The following is a 19,971-nucleotide window of genomic DNA, read 5'->3' as shown; positions in this document are numbered from 1 at the left end:
TAAATTTTTAACTTTAACTAGATTTCCTTTAAGAAGGAAATTTAAAAATAATATTTATGCAACGCGACGAACAAATCTTTGAACTTATTCAAGCCGAAAAAGAAAGACAACTAGAAGGTATTGAACTTATAGCTTCAGAAAACTTTGTAAGCAACCAAGTAATGGAAGCTGCAGGTTCTGTATTAACTAATAAATATGCAGAAGGATATCCTGGTAAAAGGTATTATGGAGGCTGTGAAGTAGTTGATGAAGTAGAGCAATTAGCAATAGATAGAGCAAAAGCTTTATTTGGTGCAGCTTACGTAAACGTACAACCTCACTCTGGTAGCCAAGCAAATACAGCTGTATTTTTTGCTTGTTTAAATCCTGGTGATACTATTTTAGGTTTTGATTTGTCTCATGGAGGACACTTAACCCATGGGTCTTCAGTTAATTTTTCTGGTAAATTATACAACCCTGTATTTTACGGAGTAGATAAAGAAACAGGATTAATAGATTATGATCATGTTGCAGAAGTAGCAGAACGTGAAAAACCAAAGTTAATTATTGCAGGTGCTTCGGCATATTCTCGTGATATGGACTTTAAACGTTTTCGTGAAATAGCAGATGCTGTTGGAGCCATTTTAGTTGCAGATATTTCTCATCCTGCAGGATTAATAGCAAAAGGAATTTTAAATGATCCTTTACCACATTGTCATATTGTAACTACAACTACACATAAAACATTACGTGGACCAAGAGGTGGAATGATTATGATGGGTCAAGATTTTGATAACCCATTTGGTTTAAAATTAAAAAACGGAAGCTTACGTAAAATGTCTTCGCTTTTAAATTCTGCTGTTTTTCCAGGAAATCAAGGAGGACCATTAGAGCATATTATTGCAGCAAAAGCAATTGCATTTGGTGAAGCACTTACCGAAGAGTACATGCATTATATGTTACAAGTAAAGAAAAATGCAGCTGCCATGGCAGAAGCTTTAGTAAAAAGAGATTATAATATTATCTCTGGTGGTACAGATAACCACATGATGCTAATAGATTTACGTAACAAAAACATTACAGGTAAAGATGCAGAACAAGCCTTAGTAAAAGCAGATATTACAGTAAATAAAAACATGGTTCCTTTTGATGATAAAAGCCCATTTGTAACTTCAGGAATACGTATTGGTACACCAGCAATTACCACTAGAGGTTTAAAAGAAGGAGATATGGAAGGTATTGTTGCTTTAATTGATGAAGTAATTACTAACTACCAAGATGAAGAAAAATTAGAAACTATTGCTATTAAAGTAAATGCAATGATGCAAGATTTACCTCTTTTTGTAGCGTAATCTTGTAAAAATAAATTCGCTTTCGCGGAAGAAAAAAAGCCTACTGTTTAGTAGGCTTTTTTGTGTTTTATACTTTCTGAAATAAATCATCAAGTGATTTAAAATCTTTTCTTTTATATCTAATGCCATCTTTATTTCTAATGTATCGTAATAAGTCGTGTTTTGGACCTGATGTCCAGAAAAACCATGTGTTAATTAAATCATCATTTTCTTTGATATAAACAGATCCGGAAAGTTCATTATTAAAAGGACTAATAGAAGTATCATAAATAGCAACATCATTGTTATTATTGTAAACTTCTCTTAATAATGCTTTTTCATTTTGTATAGTTTTAAAAACGGTATCTGCAGTTGTGTTGTCTGTTTTGTATAGTTTTACTTCGTCAATAGTGTCAACAGGATAAATTTTACTGTCATTTTCAGTATAATATATTACAACGTAATTATCTCCAACAGGATTATTTAAACTTAAATACCCTTCAATTAAATCGCCGTTTTTTAATGTCATCTCACCTAGGTAGGGCTTATTAGGTCTATTATTAAAGTTATTACTTAGGTTATTAAATAATAAAATAAGATTCAAAGCTTCTAAAGATTTTGCAGTAGAATTAGATTTGTTTTGCCCAATTGTTGGTGTTGAAAAAGACAAGAATAATAAAACTAAGAGTGCTGATGTAACTGTTTTAAATTTCATAATAATTGCGTTTTAAAGGTTTATATGAAAAAAAAACACCAATAATTATACCAAAAAACCAGTTAAAAGATTGAAAATCTATTTTTTATAATAAGAGTTTATATAAATTTTATAAATAGGTTTCAATAAGGTTTAGATGCTCTATGTTAAAAGAGCTTCGCATTTTAGGTCAAACTCTCCGATTCTGTAAAACGGAACCACCTCTCTTTAGCTAAAGAGAGGAACAAGTTCTAAACATAGTTTTATGAAAATTAGAAGAAGATGGTTTGTAAATTAATTTGGAGTAAATACATTATAAAAATAATGTACATCTTTCTTCATCTATTGCTCGAGATGCTGTAGCAGTAAAATCTAGACATGGTAAAACCAATATTAAATGGGATAGTAGCAATAGATTTTGTTTTACCATTTGAATTATTAGTTTCAACATCTTTATTATCTACTCAAAAGTAATATGTTGGTACGCTCCTAAGTCTGGAGAAGCGGTTCTATTTACTCCTAGAATATCAAAAGGAACCTGGCTAGCAAAGATGGTATTACCTTGGTTGTTTGCTGCAGAATCTTCACCAATTATTAAATCATTCGCGCTAGAATCTCTAAAATCTGGATCTTGATTAAAAATCATGTTTTCGTATTTTAAAGGATCTTCAAAATCATAGTTTGCTCCAGAAAAAGTGTTACTTGTATCGCTAAAACGAGCTAAGCAGTTTGTAAATTTAAAATTAAAAACTACAGAAGAGTCTTCTATTTCATCAATTATAAATTCAGGATTATCGTTTCCGTAGATAATACAATTATTAAAATTAGCTTCGGTTAAGTCTGCTAAAAACGTAGCGTCATCTGTTTCTTGAAAATTATTAATTAGAAGAGCAGGGTATTGACGGAAACTATTATTCCAATAATTAGCAATGGTACAGTGTGTAAGATTGTATTTTCCGCCTAAAGTAGCAGCAAAACTAGTTTGTCCTGTGTTGTTAATAACTAAATTGTTAGCTTCTATAGAAGTGTTTCTTCCTAAAAAACCATAGTTACTAGAGTTGTAGATTTGCGAATTTTTTATAGTTAATTTGTTTGTAGCTTCTGCAGGATTTCCTTCCGATAAAATACCTACAGACGCATTTTTTATAGTTGCATAATTTATAGTGTTGTTTATGCTTCCGTCAAGCAACCAAATGGTTCCCCATTGTCCTGGTACGTCTGCAAAATCAGGTTCTAGTCGATCTCCTTCAAAAATCACTTGGTTTTCTAATGCTTCTTGGTCTGCACTATTGGTTCCATTAACTTGTAGAGAAGCTCCTTCTGCTACTAAAAGCCCTGAATTGGCATGAAAATGTACTCTTGCTCCAGCTTCAATGTTTAACGTTTGGTTGTTAGGTACTGCAGCATAACCATAAATTACATAAGGTTTTTGGTTAGTAAAGGTTAATTCATCTGCTTCTAAATATCTACCTTGAATATCTGTTTCTATTTGCTGTCCACCAATATCTATGGTTAAAGTTTCAACAACTCCTGTGGTATTGTCTTTATCAGGATAAATAAATACAGCGTCTTGAACAAGTGTTACTAATTCTACGGTTTGCAGATTACTGCCTGCATCAAATTCTATTTTATCGGTGTATAGAAATTCATCATTTAAGTTTGGTAAATTGTTAATGTCTATGGTAGTTTCAACAAAAATATACATGCTATCTTTGGCAAGAATTTCTACATTTTCAAAAGATTTTCCAGCAATACCATCTACATTTAATCGGTATTCAGAATCTTCGCCTAGAGCCAATTTTACATTAGATATGCTGATGGCTTCATTACTTTTGTTATATACTTTTAAATTATAAGTGCTAGAACCAATGTTTGTAAATACAGTATCTAAATAAACAGTATCTTTTGAAAAACTAAGGTTTCCGTTGCTAGGAGAGAAGTTAAAGTCTTTTCTGCAAGAGCTCCAAAGTAAAAGAAAGGTGAAACAGGTTAAAAAGTATAGTGTCTTTTTCATAGTTATTTAATGAATTGTAAGGCAAAAAATAGGATTACCTATAAAGGCATAAAAATATAACTTTTAAAAAGATGTTTTAGTATTTATTTTAAAATTTCATCAATTTCTTTAGGCACACGAGTAGGTCTTTTGGTTTGCGTTTGCATAAGGCACCAGGTAGTTTCTGCTTTTAATAATAATTTTTGAGTGCTTTTATTATGCATTTGTATAATGCTTTTTGCAGCGGCACCATACGAATTTATAAATTTGGTGGTTATTTTTACCTGGTCATGTAAGTGAGCAGATGCTTTATAGTCTACTAAATGTCTGCGAACTACCCAAAAATAGGCTTTGTAAATATCTTCGGTTGCTATTTCTTGCCAATGTGCTTTTGCAATATCTTGAATCCATTGTATGTATCTAATATTGTTAACATGGTTTAGTTCATCTAAATCTTCTTGCGTAACAGTTACCGTAAATTCAAAGGTTTTCATAAAGTCCATTTAATAGCGTATTAAATTAATATTGTGATTTAAAAAAGTTGCTATTAATATGTGACTCTCTAAGGAAAGAGTGCTTTTAAAGATAGTAAAGAGATTGCTTCCTAAAAATTAAAATAGATATAAAACCATTTTTTTAGATGTTATACATTATTGTGTAATAATTTGTATTTTAAATAGTTATGGTTTTTGCGTTTAAAAGAACAGACTGTTTATTTCAGGTGTTATTCGTGCAGGTTTTTGTGTTTTTCTACTAATCAAGCACCAAATGGTTTCAGATTTGGCCAATAACTTAGATGTATTTTTATTAAACATTTCTACAATTCTTGTAGAGGTTACACCTTGCGCTTTAGCTACATAGGTTTTTATTGTAACAGTGTCATTTAATAAAGCAGCTTGTTTATAATCTATATGGTGTGTTATTAAAACCCAGAAATAATTCTCTTTTATAGATGGAGTAGCTATTGTATCCCAATTTAATTTAGCAATATCATTAACCCATTGTACATAACGTACATTGTTAACATGATTTAATTCGTCTAAATCATTTTCATCTACAACTATGGTAGTTTCAAAGGATTTCATATTACTCTTTAATAATTTCTACCTCAAATATTTTATCCCAACGTTTTCCTGTAATAAAAAGTGTTTTGGTTTCAGGGTTATATGCAATACCGTTTAAAACATCTAAACCTTGGTGTTGTGTAACCTTTTTTCTTAGTGGTGAAAAATCTATAACACCTTCAATAGCTCCGTTTATAGGATTTATAATTGCGACACCATTTTTTTGATAACGATTGGCATATATTTTATCATTAACCCATTCTAGTTCGTTTAGTCCAACTACTTTTCCGTGGTTATGGTATGCTTGTATATAGCTTTCTTCAATTAGTGTTTCTGGGTTAATGGTCCATATTTTTTCTGTTCCATCACTTTTATATAATGTTTTAGTATCATTACAAATTCCCCATCCTTCTTTACTATTATTGTATTTAAAACTACCTGTTTTTTCAAAAGTATCAACATCATACACAAAACCGGTTCCGCTTTGCCAAGTTAATTGGTATACTTTATTGTTTAAAATGGTTAAACCTTCACCAAAATACTCTTGTGCTAAATCTATATTTTTTAAAACCTCACCAGTTTTGTAGTTTACTTTTCTAAGTTTAGACTCACCATGCTGTCCTGTACTTTCATATAATTCTCCTTTATAAAATTCTAATCCTTGGGTGTATGAGGTAATATCGTGAGGATATTCATTTAAAATTTTATAAGTATATACTTTAGGAGAGGTATTGTTTAAAACGGTAATTTTTTGTGAAATACTTTGTGTTTCTCCATCAAAGGTAATATTAGCTTCAATAGCTTGTTCCCCAAGCTTAGTGTTTTCTAAAACCGATTTTTCAGAAATTGTCTTGCCATTAAGTGTGTAATTAACGGAGGTTATTTCGTGGTTTTTAGGATTTATTATTGTCAGATTTAATGCTTCGCCAAGGGTAAAAGCATTGTTTTTTGCATTAGTAGCAATAGAAAAGTCCTTTTTTTTCTGTGTAGCATTGCTTCCGCAGGATACTATTAAAGTTGCTAAAAATATGATTGTGAGTATTTTGAATATTTTCATTTTACATTTTAAGTTTGATGCAAGATATTTATTAAAATTCAGTTTAAAAAACATTGCGTAAATTTTAAAAGGTTGTATATTTGCACTCGGCAAGTCCTACACAACTAGCTCCTGTTGAATCCTCCAGGTCGGGAACGAAGCAAAGGTAGATGGTTGTAGCAGTGTGATGTAGGTAGCTTGCCTTTTTTTATGTCTTAAAATGAAATCTTTTAAAATAGATTTTGTCCATATATAGAGAGATTTGTTTGTAGTAATACGAGCAAATCTTTTTTAATTTATAGCTCTTTTCCCATTTTCATTATTAATTTTACATTTTAATATTATTTATATGTCTAAAGTTGTTTTAATTACTGGAGGATCTTCAGGAATTGGTAAATCTGTTGGAGAATTTTTAACAGAAAAAGGATATACCGTTTATGGTACAAGTAGAAATCCTAAAAACTACACATCAAATGCTTTTAAAATTATAGCCTTAGATGTTACTAAACCAGAAACTATTGCAGCTGCTGTTTCTAATGTGGTTGCCGCAGAAGGTAGCATTGATGTGCTAATTAATAATGCTGGCGTTGGTATTACAGGACCAATTGAAGAGATACCAGAAGCAGAAATTAAGGCTAATTTTGAAACTAATTTTTTTGGACCTATAAATGTTATTAAAGCAGTTTTGCCACAAATGCGAAAGCAAGAATCTGGTCTAATCATTAATATTACATCTATTGCTGGTTATATGGGGCTTCCTTATAGAGGAATTTACTCGGCAAGCAAAGGTGCTTTAGAGTTGGTTACTGAAGCTTTTAGAATGGAAATAAAAGACTTTAATATACAGATGACTAATATTGCTCCAGGAGATTTTGCTACCAATATTGCTTCGGGTCGCTTTCATGCACCTATACACGAAAATTCACCATATAAAACTCCTTATGGCAATACCCTTAAGTTAATGGATGCGCATGTAGATGAAGGTAAAGACCCTTTGTTAATGGCAAAAGCAGTATATAAGGTAATAAATACAGAAAAGCCTAAAATACATTATAAAGTAGGAGAGTTGCTTCAAAAATTTTCTATTGTTTTAAAACGTATATTACCAGATAAGGTATATGAAAAAATGTTATTAAACCATTATAAATTATAAAAAAATATTCTTTAAAAAGAAAAGAAAACAGACATAATGATTATAGATAAAAATTATTTTATAATGTTATTTATGCTTTTAACTGGTGTAATTCAAGCCCAATTAATTAATATAAATAATTCTGCAGATGTAGCATCAAGTTATGATTTAGAGCAGTTAGTAGAAGATGTTTTAATTGCTAGTGATTGTGCAGAAATAAGTAATTTTTCTCAGCAAGTTTATGGTGCACCAACAGATACACAAACCAAAAGTTATGGTTATTTTGAAACACCTTCTGGAAGTAACTTTCCTTTTGAGAGTGGTGTGGTTTTAACAACAGGAAGAGCGTATTCTGCAGGAAATGTTAGAGTTAGAAATAACCCTTTTCCCGATTTTGATAATGGATTATCGGGTGATGCAGACCTGGAAGATGCGTTGTCGCAAAATAACACTAACGACGCTAGTTTTGTTAAGTTTAATTTTATACCAACATCAAACGATTTTAACTTTAGGTTTTTAATGGCATCTGAAGAATATGATGGTAGTACAGAATGTACTTTTTCTGATAGTTTTGCATTTTTATTAAGAGAGGTAGGTACAACAGCCTATACTAATCTGGCCATTTTACCAGATGGTACACCTGTTAGTGTTACCAATATTAATGATGCAGCAGCCTGTAGAGCAAATGTAGAATATTTTGCAGGCTATAACCTGGGAAGTACTAATTATGGAGGTAGAACAGAGGTTTTAACAGCTAATGCTGTAGTAACTCCTAACCAAGCTTACGAAATAAAAATTGTAGTAGCAGACCAATTAGATTCTGCTTATGATTCTGCTATCTTTTTAGAAGCAGGAAGTTTTAATCTAGGTTTAGACCTTGGAGAAGATGTAACTTTTGCAACTGGTAATCCAGCTTGTGGAAACACAACATTAACTTTAAATACACAAGTATCAAGTACTACTGCTCCGCATAAATGGTTTAGAAACGGAATAGAAATAGTAGGAGAAACCAATAGCACACTAGATGTTACAACAGCTGGTGAATATAGTGTTTCTGTTGCTTATGGTACTACTTGTATTGCTACAGCAGAAATAACTATAGAGTTTACAGGAAGTCCTATTGCTAATCCTGTAGGAGATCAATTTATTTGTGACGATAATAATGATGGTTTTAATACGTACAATTTTCAGTTGTTTAACGACACAGTACTTGGTACTCAATCACCTATTGATTACACAGTAACCTATCATATGTCTCAAGAGGATGCTAATAATAATGCAAATGCGATAACTACAGCGTATACAAACCAAAATGCCTATCAATTAGAAACCATTTATGTTAGAGTAGAAGACAATACGTTTAATTATTGTTTTGCTACAACAAGTTTTGATATTGCAGTATTTAACTCTTTAACAGAGTCTAATCCTTTACCATTATATGCTTGTGACGATGATTCTGATGGGTTTAATGCTTTTGATTTAACATTGGTAGAATCTGATATATTAAATGCTTTACCTGCTGCAAATTATAATTTTAGCTATTACGAAGATCAAGATGAAGCTGTACTAGGTAATGCTACACAAATAGCTACACCAACAAATTATAATAACACTGTTGCAGATGAGCAAATAGTTTATGTTAGAGTGCAACCAATAACTAATGAATGTTTTCAAGTTGTTCCTGTAACACTTATTGTGCATCCTTTGCTAGATGTTAATTTAAATGAGCAGTACCTTATTTGTTTAGCTGCAGATGATAGTGTTTTGGCTCCTGTTGAAACAGATACAGCATTGCAAACAGCACCTATAGATACAGAGTTAAGTGAAACAGAATACCTTTTTCAATGGTATGAAGGCGAACAAGTAATAGCAGCTAATAGTATAGTAGGTGCAACGCAATCTTCTTATAATGCAACAACAATAGGTTTTTATACAGTAGAAGTAACCAATATAATTTCAGGTTGTACTTATGTAGATACCACAGAAGTTGTTTCTTCTTATCCTCCAGAAACTATTTCTGTAGAAGTACTAACAGATGCTTTTTCAGAAAACAGTATGTTAGCCGTTACTGTTACAGGTGTTGGTTTTTACGAGTATAGTTTATATGAAGGCTATTGGCAATATTCACCAATTTTTGAAAATGTTTTAGGAGGAGATTATATTGTAAAAGTTAGAGACGTTTATAATTGTGAAACACTAGAGTATGAAGTGCCAATAATTAACTATCCTAAAGTATTTACTCCTAATAATGATGGCTTTAATGATACCTGGAATATACTTGGTGTTAAAAATCAAGGAGCTGTAAAAGTTACTATTTATGATAGATATGGAAAACTTATAAAACAATTAAACGCTTCAAGTCTTGGTTGGGATGGAACTTATGAAGGCGAAGCTATGCCAACTTCTGATTATTGGTTTGTAGTAGAATATGTAGAGCCATTAAGTAATACTCAAAAAGAATTTTCAGCCCATTTTACGCTTAAACGTTAAAAGTAGCTGTTTTTTAGTTTTACTATTAAACTAAAATTACAATGTTGGTGAATTCTTCAGGAACTTAAACGTAGACAAAAGCAAGAAGTATCTAATGATACATGCTGTTTGCAATAGTTGTATTATTGAAGTAATAAATGTTCTACTATTATTTTTGCCGTAGCATGGCTGCCTTTTTTTGAAGGATGAAATTTATCAGCGCTGTAGTAATCTATATCTTTGTATGTGTCAATATAACCTTTCCAAACTTTACCAACAGGAAGTAAAATAGAATTGTTTATTGAAGCTGCATCTTCGTGATTTTTTATTACATCATCAAATGTGTTATAGTAATTTAATGATGGCCAAACCATAAAGTAGCATAATTTGGCATTATTTATTTCACATAAACTCTTATATTTTTTTCCATATTCAATTAGCATTTTTCTGCCATCACTTTGTGATGAAGGTCCTTGTTGCAGAATAACATAATCAAATTTATTACTAGAAATTAGTTTTTGAACTTGTCCATCGTTCCAATGATCTTCTATTGCATAGTTTGGAAAAGCAATCATTTGTGTATTAATTTCTATTCCTTTTTGCTTAGCATGAGTTTTAACAAGCTGTGGTAAGTTGTTAGTATAAGTTAAACTATTGCCAATAAATAAAATATTAATTGATTCTTGTTGACTATATACACTAGAATAAGTAATTATTAATGTGAAAATCAATAAAAATGATTTCTGCATATTTAAGTGTTTTAATTCGTGTTAACTATATTAGTAAATAGCGTTTTGTAGTAATAAATATAGGTTTAAAATAAATATACAAAGCAACAAAAAAGAAAAACTATTGGTTTAATAAACCTAGTATTTGCTGTTCAAAAGCGATGGAAAATAAGTTGGTATGCGGATCAATAATTTTTCCTTTTTTATCAATTAACATCACCTTTATTATTGGGTTAATAGCTAAAGTCTCTTTAGCCTTTTTAGGATTTGTAAACTTATATTCGTTTTTAGATGTGAAATCATATTGTTTTAAAATTCTACTATTATCTCTTATGTTAGTATCGTCTATATTAACAGAGATAAAGTTTACTTCAGGATATTTTAAAATCAATTCATTTACTTTCGTGTGGCTTTCTTTTAAGTGTGATTTATAATCTTTAGACCAAAAATATAAAACGGAAGGTTTGTTAATTAATTTTTGTAAAGGAATTTCTTGATTTTTATAATTAACTAAAGTTACATTTGGTATTGGTTTTCCTATTTCTAATTGCTTTAAAGAATGTGCTAATTTCTTTATGTGGTTTTTATCTTTTTCATCTGTACTTTTTGAATAGTAAAACGCAAGAAAAGTATCTAATTGCTTGATGTTTTTTGAGTTATTAATATAGTTTATAGAAGAGATACTTAGTAATGGGTTTTTTATATCTTGATCTGTAATTAAGCTGTCAATTAACTTTAGTTTATCTAAATTATAACAGAAAGAATTTCTGTTTAAAATAGTGTCTTTAGATTTTTTTAAATGCTCAGATAAGGCTAAATTTTTAATATGATATCTTAAAAAAGTTTTATAGGTAAAGTATTCTTTAAGTGTTGTGTTATTATAGTCTATATGCTTTCTGTAGTTATAAAAATCATCTGGTAAAGATTGTAGATTTTTAATTTCATTATCACCATAATAAGCAAACGGATAAATTTCTTTACTTAAGTAATAACTGTAGTTAATATTACCAGTAGCAATTTGTTTAAACAAAGCAGAAGTAGCATTCTTTTCAATAAACGTATTTAGGTTTTTTAATTTAAGCTGTTTTATAGAGTCTATTTTATTTTCAAATACTTTAGGTTCTAGCTGGCAATAGTTTAATATTTTATCATTTTCTGCTTCATTTTCCAGAAACATATTAATTAGGTAATTATTTTTTTTAGCACCTTTACCAGTGTATACTAAAGACTCATCAAAATCTATAGTATTTAATCTAATCATAATACTATCATTACTTTCTAATAAAGCTAATTGAAATTCTTCGCCAAACTGAGATTTTAGTTTAAAAGTATATAAGCCATCTTCAACCTGTTCTATTTTATATAAAAACCTATTTTTATTGTCTAGTAGTATGGTGTCAAGTACTTTGTTTTCTTTGTATATAACAACCTGTTTGTCTATTGGGTTTATTATTTCACCTCCTATATAAGCAGTTTCTCCATTATTTGTAGCAACATTTTTTTTGCATGAAAAAAGAGTAAGTGTTAATAATAATATAGGTAGTATAACTCTCATAATTGGGTTTAAAATTGAAATAAAGCTTATATAACAAAAATAGACCTTGCAAATAGAACCTCTTGTTAATTCAGTGTTAAAAGTTGGTTCTGTTTATATGTTTATAATGGTATTTAACATGTTTGTAACGTTTATAATAAATGTAAAATATAATGCTGAAATAATATGGCTTAAAGCAAATCACTAAAAGTTTTTAAGTTATTAGTTTAAAAAAAGACTTATTTATTCCGTTTTATTTTAACATTCATAGAATAGACTAATAATTTAGTTTAGTATGTTTCGTCTTATGCTTTGAATTTTTTACTTTTGCAAACTCATTCGCCAAGGCAAAAGTATTGGTGTAAAAATTAAAAAACATATATGTTATCAGTATCTAATCTTTCCGTTCAATTTGGAAAACGAATTCTTTTTGACGAAGTAAATACAACGTTTCATAACGGAAATTGCTATGGTATAATAGGTGCCAATGGAGCAGGGAAATCTACCTTTTTAAAAATTATTGCAGGAAAACAAGAACCAACTTCTGGTCACGTAAGCTTAGAAGCAGGAAAACGTATGTCTGTTTTAGAGCAAGATCATAATAAACACGATGAAGACACGGTTTTAGATACCGTTTTAAAAGGGAATAAAGAGCTTTATAAAATTAAATCTGAAATAGATGCACTTTATGCAGACTATACCGATGAAAATGCCGAAAAAATTGGTGAGCTTCAGGTTAAATTTGAAGAAATGAATGGTTGGAATGCAGAGAGCGATGCAGCTGCAATGCTTTCTAATTTAGGTATTAAAGAAGATGCGCATTATACCTTAATGAAAGATTTAGATGGTAAACAAAAAGTACGTGTTTTATTAGCACAAGCTTTGTTTGGTAGTCCAGATGTTTTAATTATGGATGAGCCTACCAATGACTTAGATTATGAAACAATTACCTGGTTAGAAAATTTTCTTGCTAATTATGATAATTGTGTAATTGTAGTATCTCACGATAGACACTTTTTAGATTCTGTTTGTACACATATTTCTGATATTGATTTCGGAAAAATAAATCATTTCTCAGGTAATTATACTTTCTGGTATGAGTCTTCACAATTAGCAGCAAGACAACATGCGCAACAAAACAAGAAAGCAGAAGAGAAAAAGAAAGAATTAGAAGAGTTTATTAGAAGGTTTTCTGCCAACGTTGCAAAGTCTAAACAAGCAACGAGTAGAAAGAAAATGATTGATAAACTTAATATTGAAGATATTAAACGTTCCAGCAGAAGATATCCAGCAATTATTTTTGAAAGAGATAGAGAAGCAGGAGATCAAATATTAAATGTGGAAGGTTTAGCTGCTTCTATTGAAGGAGAAATTCTTTTTAAAGACATTGATTTAAATTTAAATAAAGGAGATAAAGTAGTTGTTTTTTCTAGAGACTCTAGAGCAACTACAGCTTTTTACCAAATAATAAATAATAAAGAACAAGCAGATGCAGGTAAATTTGCTTGGGGAGTTACTACCACTCAATCTTATTTACCACTAGATAATAGTGAGTTCTTTAAAAACGATTTAACTTTAGTAGATTGGTTACGTCAATGGGCAACTACAGAAGAAGAAAGAGAAGAGGTATTTATTAGAGGTTTTCTAGGGAAAATGATTTTTAGTGGTGAAGAAGCACTAAAAAAATCAAATGTACTTTCTGGAGGAGAAAAAGTACGTTGTATGTTGTCTAGAATGATGATGGTAAGAGCTAATGTTTTACAACTTGATGAGCCAACTAACCACTTAGATTTAGAGAGTATAACAGCTTTTAATAACTCGCTAAAAAACTTTAAAGGTACAGTCTTGTTTTCTACACATGATCATGAATTTGCGCAAACTGTAGCAAATAGAGTAGTAGAGCTAACGCCAAACGGAGTGATAGATAGATACACTACTTTTGATGAGTATATGCAAGACTCTAAAATTAAAGAGTTACGTGATAAGATGTATCAATAATACAATATAAGTAAATTAGATAAAAAATCCTGAAGCTATATAGCTTCAGGATTTTTTATTGAAAATAACCACAGCAAAGAAGGAATGAAATTTTAAGCCTTCATTTCTGCAGTAATACTATCAATAATTGGTAAAGCTGTATCTAGCTCGTCTTTATTAACATAAAGTTCTTGAGTACCTTGATTAAAAGTACCAAAACCACCCAGTCTACCAGATTCAGATTCATCTTTAATTATAGCACTTATACCAACAGCATCTAACTTGTCAACCATTAATTGTGTAATAATAAAATTTCCTGTAAAAACTTTTATATAATTAGATTCTTCCATAGTGTTTATTTTAGCATTCTCTTAAATATACAAAAAAAAAGGAACATTTTTAAAGTAATTAACGTTTTGATAAAGCTTTTGTGTAGTGCTTTGTTGCTTGAATAATAAGGGAGTAGTTAATTATTATTTTAAAAAACAAATCTAAAAACATAAATAAAAATTTAATTAGCTATATTTGTTTATTAACAAAATCAACATTTTATTACAATGAGTAAAGGAACAGTAAAATTTTTCAATGATTCTAAAGGATTTGGATTTATTGTAGAAGACGACACAAACAAAGAACACTTTGTACACATTTCAGGTTTAATCGATGAGATTAGAGAAGGAGATGTTGTAGAATTTGAGCTTACAGAAGGAAGAAAAGGATTAAACGCTATAAACGTAAAAGTAGTAGACTAATTATTACAATTCTTTAAAAAACAAAAGCCTTTTCAATTATGAAAAGGCTTTTTTGTTATACTAAATCTCTTAGCTTATCTTAGTTCGGCTCCAAGTTGTTTTTCAAAATTAGCTTGTAGCTTGTTCATTATTTTATCTATTTGTTTATCTGTAAGTGTTTTGTTTGCATCTTGTAGTGTAAAACTAACCGCATAACTCTTTTTGCCTTTAGGTAAGTTTTTACCTTGGTAAACATCAAATAAATTTACAGCTTTTAAAAGTTGTTTTTCAGTTTGTTTAGCAATAGTATGTATAGATTCAAAAGAAACAGCATCATCTAAAAGCAAAGCAAAATCTCTACGTACTTCTGGGTATTTAGGTATTTCTGTAAACTTAATTTTATTGTGTTTTGCTACTTCTATAATATTATCCCAATTAAAATCGGCAAAAAGTACTTCTTGGCTAATTCCAAAATGTTTTAAAATATTCTTTTTTACTAAACCAAAACTTACTAGTTTGTTTTTTCCTAAAGCTAAAGTTAATCCTTCGCTAAAAATAGCTTCTTTAGTAGGTGTTTCTTTAAATCGGGTAATACCTAAACGTTCTAATGTACTTTTTATAATTCCTTTAAAATAAAAGAACTCACTAGGTTTATTTAGTCCGTTCCATGCTTCAGCAGTTCTGTTACCAGTTGCTAAAAGGGTAAGATGTTTATGCTCTTCTCTGGTTTGGTTGTAGTTGTGGTATGTTTTTCCGAATTCAAAAAACTTTACATTGCTACGTTTTCTATTAATGTTATAAGAAAGTGCTTCTAAACCAGAAAATAATAAGGATTGTCTCATTACTGATAAATCATTACTTAATGGATTAAGCATTACTATATTGTGTTCTTCTTTTAACTGGGTATCTAATTTAATGTAGTCTGGTGTAGTTAGTGAGTTGGCAAGCATTTCAAAAAATCCTTGAGCTACTAATTGGTTACCTACAATGTTTTGTAATTTATGATCTTCAAATTTTGAAGAGTTTGAAATAGAAGCGTTAAGTTTATTAGTAAACTCTATGTTATTGTAGCCATAAACACGTAAAATTTCTTCAATGATATCTGCTTCACGTTGCACATCATTTCTAAAAGCAGGAACGGTTAAACCTAATCCTGTTTCGGTTACATTGTTTACCTTTATGTCTAAAGAGGTTAAAATGCGTTTAATGGTTTCTTTAGGTATTTCCTGACCAATTAATTTTTTAGCATTTTCAAAACTTAAGCGTACCTCAAAATCTTTAATTTTATTTGGGTATGCATCTATAACATCGCTTGTAATTTCTCCTCCGCAAAGTTCTAAAATTAATAAAGCGGCACGTTTTAAAGCATATTCTGTAAGGTTAGGGTCAATTCCTCTTTCAAATCTAAAAGAAGCATCTGTGTTTAAAGCATGGCGTTTTGCCGTTTTACGTATGCTTACAGGGTTAAAATAAGCACTTTCTAAAAAGATACTTGTAGTGTGTTCTGTAACTCCAGAGGTAAGACCTCCAAAAACACCTGCAATACACATAGGTTTTTCGGCATCACAAATCATTAAATCATCTTCATGAAGTTCTCTTTCAACTTCATCAAGGGTTGTAAATTTTGTTCCTGCAGCAACGGTTTTTACTTCAATTTTGTTTCCTGCAATTTTTGCAGTGTCAAAAGCGTGAAGTGGTTGACCAAGTTCATGAAGTACGTAATTGGTAATGTCTACTACGTTGTTTTTTGGTGTTAAACCAATAGATTTTAATCGGTGTTTTAACCAATCTGGAGATTCTGCAACCTTTAAGCCAGAAATAGTAACACCACAATATCTTGGTGCTAATTCTTTGTTTTGTACATCTACATCTACTTTAAGTGTTCTGTTGTCTACATGAAAAGCACTTACAGAAGGTGTAATAAGTTCTACATTAATATCTTTTTGTAAAAAACCAGCTTTAAGGTCTCTAGCAGTACCAAAGTGGCTCATTGCATCTGCTCTGTTAGGTGTTAGGCCAATTTCAAAAACTTCATCATTTTCAATGTTAAAAAGCTCTGACGCAGCAGTACCAACAACAGTATCTTCGTCTAAAACCATAATGCCATCGTGAGATTTTCCTAAACCAAGTTCATCTTCTGCGCAAATCATTCCAAAGCTTTCTTCTCCACGAATTTTCCCCTTTTTAATGGTCCATGCTTCTCCTTCTTCGGTATACAAAGTGGTACCAATGGTAGCAACAGGAACTTTTTGTCCAGCTGCAACATTTGGTGCGCCACAAACTATTTGTACAGGTGCTTCTGCGCCAATATTAACAGTTGTTACTTTAAGTCTGTCTGCATTTGGGTGTTGTACACAAGTAAGTACCTCACCAATAACAACACCTTTTAATCCTCCTTTAACAGATTCATATGGTGTAATACCTTCTACCTCTAAACCTAAGTCTGTAAGTAATTCTTCGGTTTGTAGTGCTGTCCAATCGGTTTTTATAAACTGTTTTATCCAGTTGTATGATATTTTCATTGCCTTCGTTAAAATTGAATTGCAAAGATAAAATAATGCAGTTAGCATTCAAGCAATGTTTTAAATTTTGTAAATTTTTAAATTGCCTTTAAATACATGTTTTTTTATAACTGTTTTAATCAAGGTTTTTGTTGTAATTGTAAGTGTAAAAACTAGCATTGGCATTTGTTTCTCTTTTGTTGTAAAACAATCATATTACATCGTACAAGAAATGTTTTTTTAACTTGGTTAAAAATGTTGTTGTTTTGTAGTATCTTATATATTTCTTTAATTTTTAATAACTAATTAAAATTCAACATGTATAAATTAATTTTAGTATTACTAATTGCGCTTTGTTTTTCTTGTAACCCTAAAAAAGACATTACTTTAGAAAAGGGAAGTTATAGAGCAGAGTTACAAATAAATGATTCTGTGGTACTACCCTTTACTTTTAAGGTTTTAAATGCAACACATTTAGAAATTTATAATGCAGAAGAAGTTATTAAAGTAGATGAAATCACCTATAAACAAGACTCCGTATTTATTAAAACACCAGTTTTTCAAGGGTATTTAGTAGCAAAACTAAATAGTAAAAATGCACTAGTAGGAAACTTTATTAAAACCGATTTAAATAGAGTAGTTCCTTTTACCGCATTTAAAGAAGAAACAAGATTTACAACTAATAAAAATCCTGAAAGTATAATCTCAGGAAACTGGGAAACTATTTTTAGTCCAGAAAATAAAGAAGATAAGTATATAGCTAAAGGTAGCTTCAAGCAAACAGGAAACAAGGTAACAGGAACTTTTTTAACAACAACAGGTGATTATAGATATCTGGAAGGTGTTGTAGATGGCGACCAAATGAAACTTTCTACTTTTGATGGTGCACATGCTTTTTTGTTTACAGCAAGAGTAACAGACTCTACCATGATAGGTACTTTTTATTCTGGAAACCATTGGAAAGAGCCTTTTATTGCAACACGAAATGACACTTATGAATTACCAGATGCAAATAGCTTAACCTTTTTAAAAGAAGGATATGATAAAATTGCATTTTCATTTCCTGATGGAGCAGGTAATATGGTTTCTTTAGAAGATACACGTTTTAAAGATAAAGTAGTTTTAGTGCAAATTATGGGAACCTGGTGTCCTAATTGTTTAGATGAAACCAAGTACTTTTCAGAATACTACAAAGCGAATAAAGAAAAAGGTCTAGAGATTGTAGCATTGGCTTTTGAATATGTAAGAACTAATGACGATGCTTTTAAAAATATAAATAGACTTAAAAAGCGAATAGGTATAGAGTATCCTATTCTTTTAGCGCAAACAGGCTCTTCTAGTAAAGCCGAAGCACAACAAAAACTACCAATGCTCAATCATGTGTTAAGCTATCCTACTACCATTTTTATAGATAAAACAGGAAAAGTTAGAAAAATACATACAGGTTTTAATGGGCCTGCAACAGGAGAAAAGTTTATTACATTTAAAACGGACTTTAAAACATTTGTTGAAGGTTTGTTAAACGAATAGTTGTGTTAAATATTTTACTGTAAATTTCCATTTAGGTATACTTATTTAGAAATATTACAAAGTTATTTTGCAAGAATAGTGTGAGTTTTGCAGCATGAACAAAATAACAAACTTTACCATTTTCACTATCTTATTGGTTAGTAGTTTAACTATTATGGTAGGAACAGTAATAGCGCCTTCGCTTTCCGGAATTGTAAAACACACTAATTTTAACCTTTCACCAAGTTGGCTAATTACACTACCATCTTTAGGTGTTGTGGTTTTTGCACCATTAATTGGTCGCTTAATAAATACTCTAGGAAACTTTAAAGTACTTTGTTTAGGTTTAGTGCCTTATGGTGTTTTAGGTGTTATGGGTGCATTTATTACTAACGATTATATTTTAATTTTAGACCGATTTTTACTTGGTGGAGCAACCGTTGCTGTGCAAGTAGCTGTAACAGGGTTTATTGCTGCGCTATTTACAGGAGAAAAACGCATGAAAATGATAGCATGGCAAGTCATGTCTATTGAATTTGGAGGTGTTCTTTTTCTTGCAATAGGAGGTATTCTTGGTCAAATGCATTGGCAATATCCTTTTTATATTTATTTAACTGCTTTAGTGTGTTTAGTCTTGGTTGTAAAAACATTACCAAAAGCAACACCTAAAAAGGAAGATAAAAATGTTCTTATAAAAACAAGTGCAGCAAGTAAATTTAAAGTGAAAATTATTTTTTGTGCTTCTTTATTGGCTATGATGTTGTTTTTTATTGGCTTTGTAACCTTGCCTTTGTATTTGCCTGAATCTTTTGGTTTTACCGAGTCTAAAACCGGATTTTTAATGGCTTTTATTTCATTAATCACCATTATTGTTGCAAGTCAAATGCCTAAAATGGTAAAAATATTGGGAGATGGTAAAACAGTAGCTTTAGGTTTTCTGTTTTTTATGTTTGGTTATTTGGTGTTAGCAACAACTTCAAGCATAGTGTTTTTGGTATTAGCAGCTATTTTTATTGGTATTGGCTTTGGTTTTACTATTCCGTTATTAAGTCATATGATGATTGAGGTAAGTAACGAACAAAATCAAGGTAAAAACTTAAGTTTGCTTTCTATGGGAATTTTTGGCGGACAATTTTTATCTACTTTTATACAGTATGTATCTGATAATTATCAAGCGGTTTATGGTGTTAGTGCTGTTTTTGCTGTTGTTATTTCTGTTGTTGTGTATTATATGTTTCAACAATTGTCTAAAACTAAATTTGAATAATTTCTTCTTACATTTGATGAAAACTC

General features: G+C 30.4%; 16 protein-coding genes and 1 other RNA gene. 8 read left to right on the top strand and 9 right to left on the bottom strand.

Going from position 1 to position 19,971, the window contains the following annotated elements:
- Positions 1-56: 56 nt before the first annotated feature.
- On the top strand, positions 57-1,331 hold the full coding sequence (glyA, locus tag KO494_RS04510; RefSeq protein WP_215966409.1) for a serine hydroxymethyltransferase: 1,275 nt from the start codon (positions 57-59) through the stop codon (positions 1,329-1,331).
- A gap of 67 nt (positions 1,332-1,398) precedes the next feature.
- On the opposite strand, the gene KO494_RS04505 is transcribed toward glyA, so the two are convergent.
- The 5 genes from KO494_RS04505 to KO494_RS04485 all read right to left on the bottom strand — a co-directional run bounded on the left by KO494_RS04505 (position 1,399) and on the right by KO494_RS04485 (position 6,118).
- Positions 1,399-2,025: a hypothetical protein gene (locus KO494_RS04505; RefSeq protein ID WP_215966408.1), complete on the bottom strand. Its 627-nt coding sequence runs from the start codon at positions 2,023-2,025 to the stop codon at positions 1,399-1,401.
- Between the two features lie 439 nt (positions 2,026-2,464).
- Entirely contained in the window at positions 2,465-4,018 is a 1,554-nt protein-coding gene (locus KO494_RS04500) for a hypothetical protein (RefSeq protein WP_215966407.1), read from the bottom strand.
- 83 nt (positions 4,019-4,101) lie between these two features.
- Positions 4,102-4,491, bottom strand: coding sequence for a thioesterase family protein (locus tag KO494_RS04495; RefSeq protein ID WP_215966406.1), 390 nt, complete (start codon positions 4,489-4,491; stop codon positions 4,102-4,104).
- Positions 4,492-4,692: 201 nt separating this feature from the next.
- Positions 4,693-5,082, bottom strand: coding sequence for a thioesterase family protein (locus KO494_RS04490; protein ID WP_215966405.1), 390 nt, complete (start codon positions 5,080-5,082; stop codon positions 4,693-4,695).
- A 1-nt stretch (position 5,083) separates the two neighbouring features.
- A complete protein-coding gene (locus tag KO494_RS04485) occupies positions 5,084-6,118 on the bottom strand; it encodes a glutaminyl-peptide cyclotransferase (protein ID WP_215966404.1) in 1,035 nt (344 codons plus the stop codon).
- A gap of 87 nt (positions 6,119-6,205) precedes the next feature.
- Here KO494_RS04485 and ffs point away from each other — a divergent pair.
- From ffs to KO494_RS04470, 3 genes are all read left to right on the top strand, one after another.
- Positions 6,206-6,304: signal recognition particle sRNA small type (ffs, locus tag KO494_RS04480), an RNA gene on the top strand.
- A gap of 142 nt (positions 6,305-6,446) precedes the next feature.
- Positions 6,447-7,250: an SDR family oxidoreductase gene (locus KO494_RS04475; RefSeq protein WP_215966403.1), complete on the top strand. Its 804-nt coding sequence runs from the start codon at positions 6,447-6,449 to the stop codon at positions 7,248-7,250.
- Between the two features lie 36 nt (positions 7,251-7,286).
- A complete protein-coding gene (locus KO494_RS04470; protein ID WP_215966402.1) occupies positions 7,287-9,719 on the top strand; it encodes a T9SS type B sorting domain-containing protein in 2,433 nt (810 codons plus the stop codon).
- Positions 9,720-9,841: 122 nt separating this feature from the next.
- Here KO494_RS04470 and KO494_RS04465 read toward each other — a convergent pair whose 3' ends face one another.
- A complete protein-coding gene (locus tag KO494_RS04465) occupies positions 9,842-10,447 on the bottom strand; it encodes an SGNH/GDSL hydrolase family protein (protein WP_215966401.1) in 606 nt (201 codons plus the stop codon).
- Positions 10,448-10,547: 100 nt separating this feature from the next.
- The gene (locus tag KO494_RS04460; RefSeq protein ID WP_215966400.1) at positions 10,548-11,981 is read right to left on the bottom strand and encodes a peroxiredoxin family protein; all 1,434 of its coding nucleotides are present in this window, start codon (positions 11,979-11,981) and stop codon (positions 10,548-10,550) included.
- A gap of 360 nt (positions 11,982-12,341) precedes the next feature.
- Here KO494_RS04460 and KO494_RS04455 point away from each other — a divergent pair, with 360 nt between their 5' ends.
- Positions 12,342-13,958 carry an ABC-F family ATP-binding cassette domain-containing protein gene (locus KO494_RS04455; protein WP_215966399.1) on the top strand — a complete coding sequence of 539 codons (1,617 nt, stop codon included), beginning with the start codon at positions 12,342-12,344 and terminating at the stop codon, positions 13,956-13,958.
- A 92-nt stretch (positions 13,959-14,050) separates the two neighbouring features.
- Here KO494_RS04455 and KO494_RS04450 read toward each other — a convergent pair whose 3' ends face one another.
- Entirely contained in the window at positions 14,051-14,287 is a 237-nt protein-coding gene (locus KO494_RS04450) for a DUF2007 domain-containing protein (protein ID WP_215966398.1), read from the bottom strand.
- A 207-nt stretch (positions 14,288-14,494) separates the two neighbouring features.
- Here KO494_RS04450 and KO494_RS04445 point away from each other — a divergent pair, with 207 nt between their 5' ends.
- On the top strand, positions 14,495-14,689 hold the full coding sequence (locus KO494_RS04445) for a cold-shock protein (protein WP_215966397.1): 195 nt from the start codon (positions 14,495-14,497) through the stop codon (positions 14,687-14,689).
- A 74-nt stretch (positions 14,690-14,763) separates the two neighbouring features.
- Here the strand turns inward: KO494_RS04445 and pheT are convergent, their stop codons facing one another.
- A complete protein-coding gene (pheT, locus tag KO494_RS04440) occupies positions 14,764-17,190 on the bottom strand; it encodes a phenylalanine--tRNA ligase subunit beta (RefSeq protein WP_215966396.1) in 2,427 nt (808 codons plus the stop codon).
- Positions 17,191-17,487: 297 nt separating this feature from the next.
- On the opposite strand from pheT, the gene KO494_RS04435 reads away from it, so the two are divergent.
- Together KO494_RS04435 and KO494_RS04430 are read left to right on the top strand one after the other, a co-directional pair.
- Positions 17,488-18,699 (top strand): TlpA disulfide reductase family protein, encoded by a 1,212-nt coding sequence (locus KO494_RS04435; protein WP_215966395.1) that lies wholly within the window; start codon positions 17,488-17,490, stop codon positions 18,697-18,699.
- A gap of 94 nt (positions 18,700-18,793) precedes the next feature.
- Positions 18,794-19,945, top strand: a complete 1,152-nt coding sequence (locus KO494_RS04430) for an MFS transporter (RefSeq protein WP_215966394.1) — start codon at positions 18,794-18,796, stop codon at positions 19,943-19,945.
- Positions 19,946-19,971 lie beyond the last annotated feature (26 nt).

Source organism: Lacinutrix sp. C3R15 (assembly GCF_018860825.1).
Lineage (GTDB): Bacteria > Bacteroidota > Bacteroidia > Flavobacteriales > Flavobacteriaceae > Oceanihabitans.
This window is presented reverse-complemented; position numbering and strand designations above follow the sequence as displayed.

Bases quoted from the DNA above. Each gene is read 5' to 3' on its own strand.
- glyA (WP_215966409.1), top strand. From the start codon at position 57: ATGCAACGCGACGAACAAATCTTTGAACTTATTCAAGCCGAAAAAGAA.
- KO494_RS04445 (WP_215966397.1), top strand. From the start codon at position 14,495: ATGAGTAAAGGAACAGTAAAATTTTTCAATGATTCTAAAGGATTTGGA.
- KO494_RS04475 (WP_215966403.1), top strand. From the start codon at position 6,447: ATGTCTAAAGTTGTTTTAATTACTGGAGGATCTTCAGGAATTGGTAAA.
- KO494_RS04465 (WP_215966401.1), bottom strand. From the start codon at position 10,447: ATGCAGAAATCATTTTTATTGATTTTCACATTAATAATTACTTATTCT.
- KO494_RS04460 (WP_215966400.1), bottom strand. From the start codon at position 11,981: ATGAGAGTTATACTACCTATATTATTATTAACACTTACTCTTTTTTCA.
- KO494_RS04470 (WP_215966402.1), top strand. From the start codon at position 7,287: ATGATTATAGATAAAAATTATTTTATAATGTTATTTATGCTTTTAACT.
- KO494_RS04430 (WP_215966394.1), top strand. From the start codon at position 18,794: ATGAACAAAATAACAAACTTTACCATTTTCACTATCTTATTGGTTAGT.
- KO494_RS04490 (WP_215966405.1), bottom strand. From the start codon at position 5,082: ATGAAATCCTTTGAAACTACCATAGTTGTAGATGAAAATGATTTAGAC.
- KO494_RS04485 (WP_215966404.1), bottom strand. From the start codon at position 6,118: ATGAAAATATTCAAAATACTCACAATCATATTTTTAGCAACTTTAATA.
- KO494_RS04455 (WP_215966399.1), top strand. From the start codon at position 12,342: ATGTTATCAGTATCTAATCTTTCCGTTCAATTTGGAAAACGAATTCTT.
- KO494_RS04435 (WP_215966395.1), top strand. From the start codon at position 17,488: ATGTATAAATTAATTTTAGTATTACTAATTGCGCTTTGTTTTTCTTGT.
- pheT (WP_215966396.1), bottom strand. From the start codon at position 17,190: ATGAAAATATCATACAACTGGATAAAACAGTTTATAAAAACCGATTGG.
- KO494_RS04505 (WP_215966408.1), bottom strand. From the start codon at position 2,025: ATGAAATTTAAAACAGTTACATCAGCACTCTTAGTTTTATTATTCTTG.
- KO494_RS04500 (WP_215966407.1), bottom strand. From the start codon at position 4,018: ATGAAAAAGACACTATACTTTTTAACCTGTTTCACCTTTCTTTTACTT.
- KO494_RS04495 (WP_215966406.1), bottom strand. From the start codon at position 4,491: ATGAAAACCTTTGAATTTACGGTAACTGTTACGCAAGAAGATTTAGAT.
- KO494_RS04450 (WP_215966398.1), bottom strand. From the start codon at position 14,287: ATGGAAGAATCTAATTATATAAAAGTTTTTACAGGAAATTTTATTATT.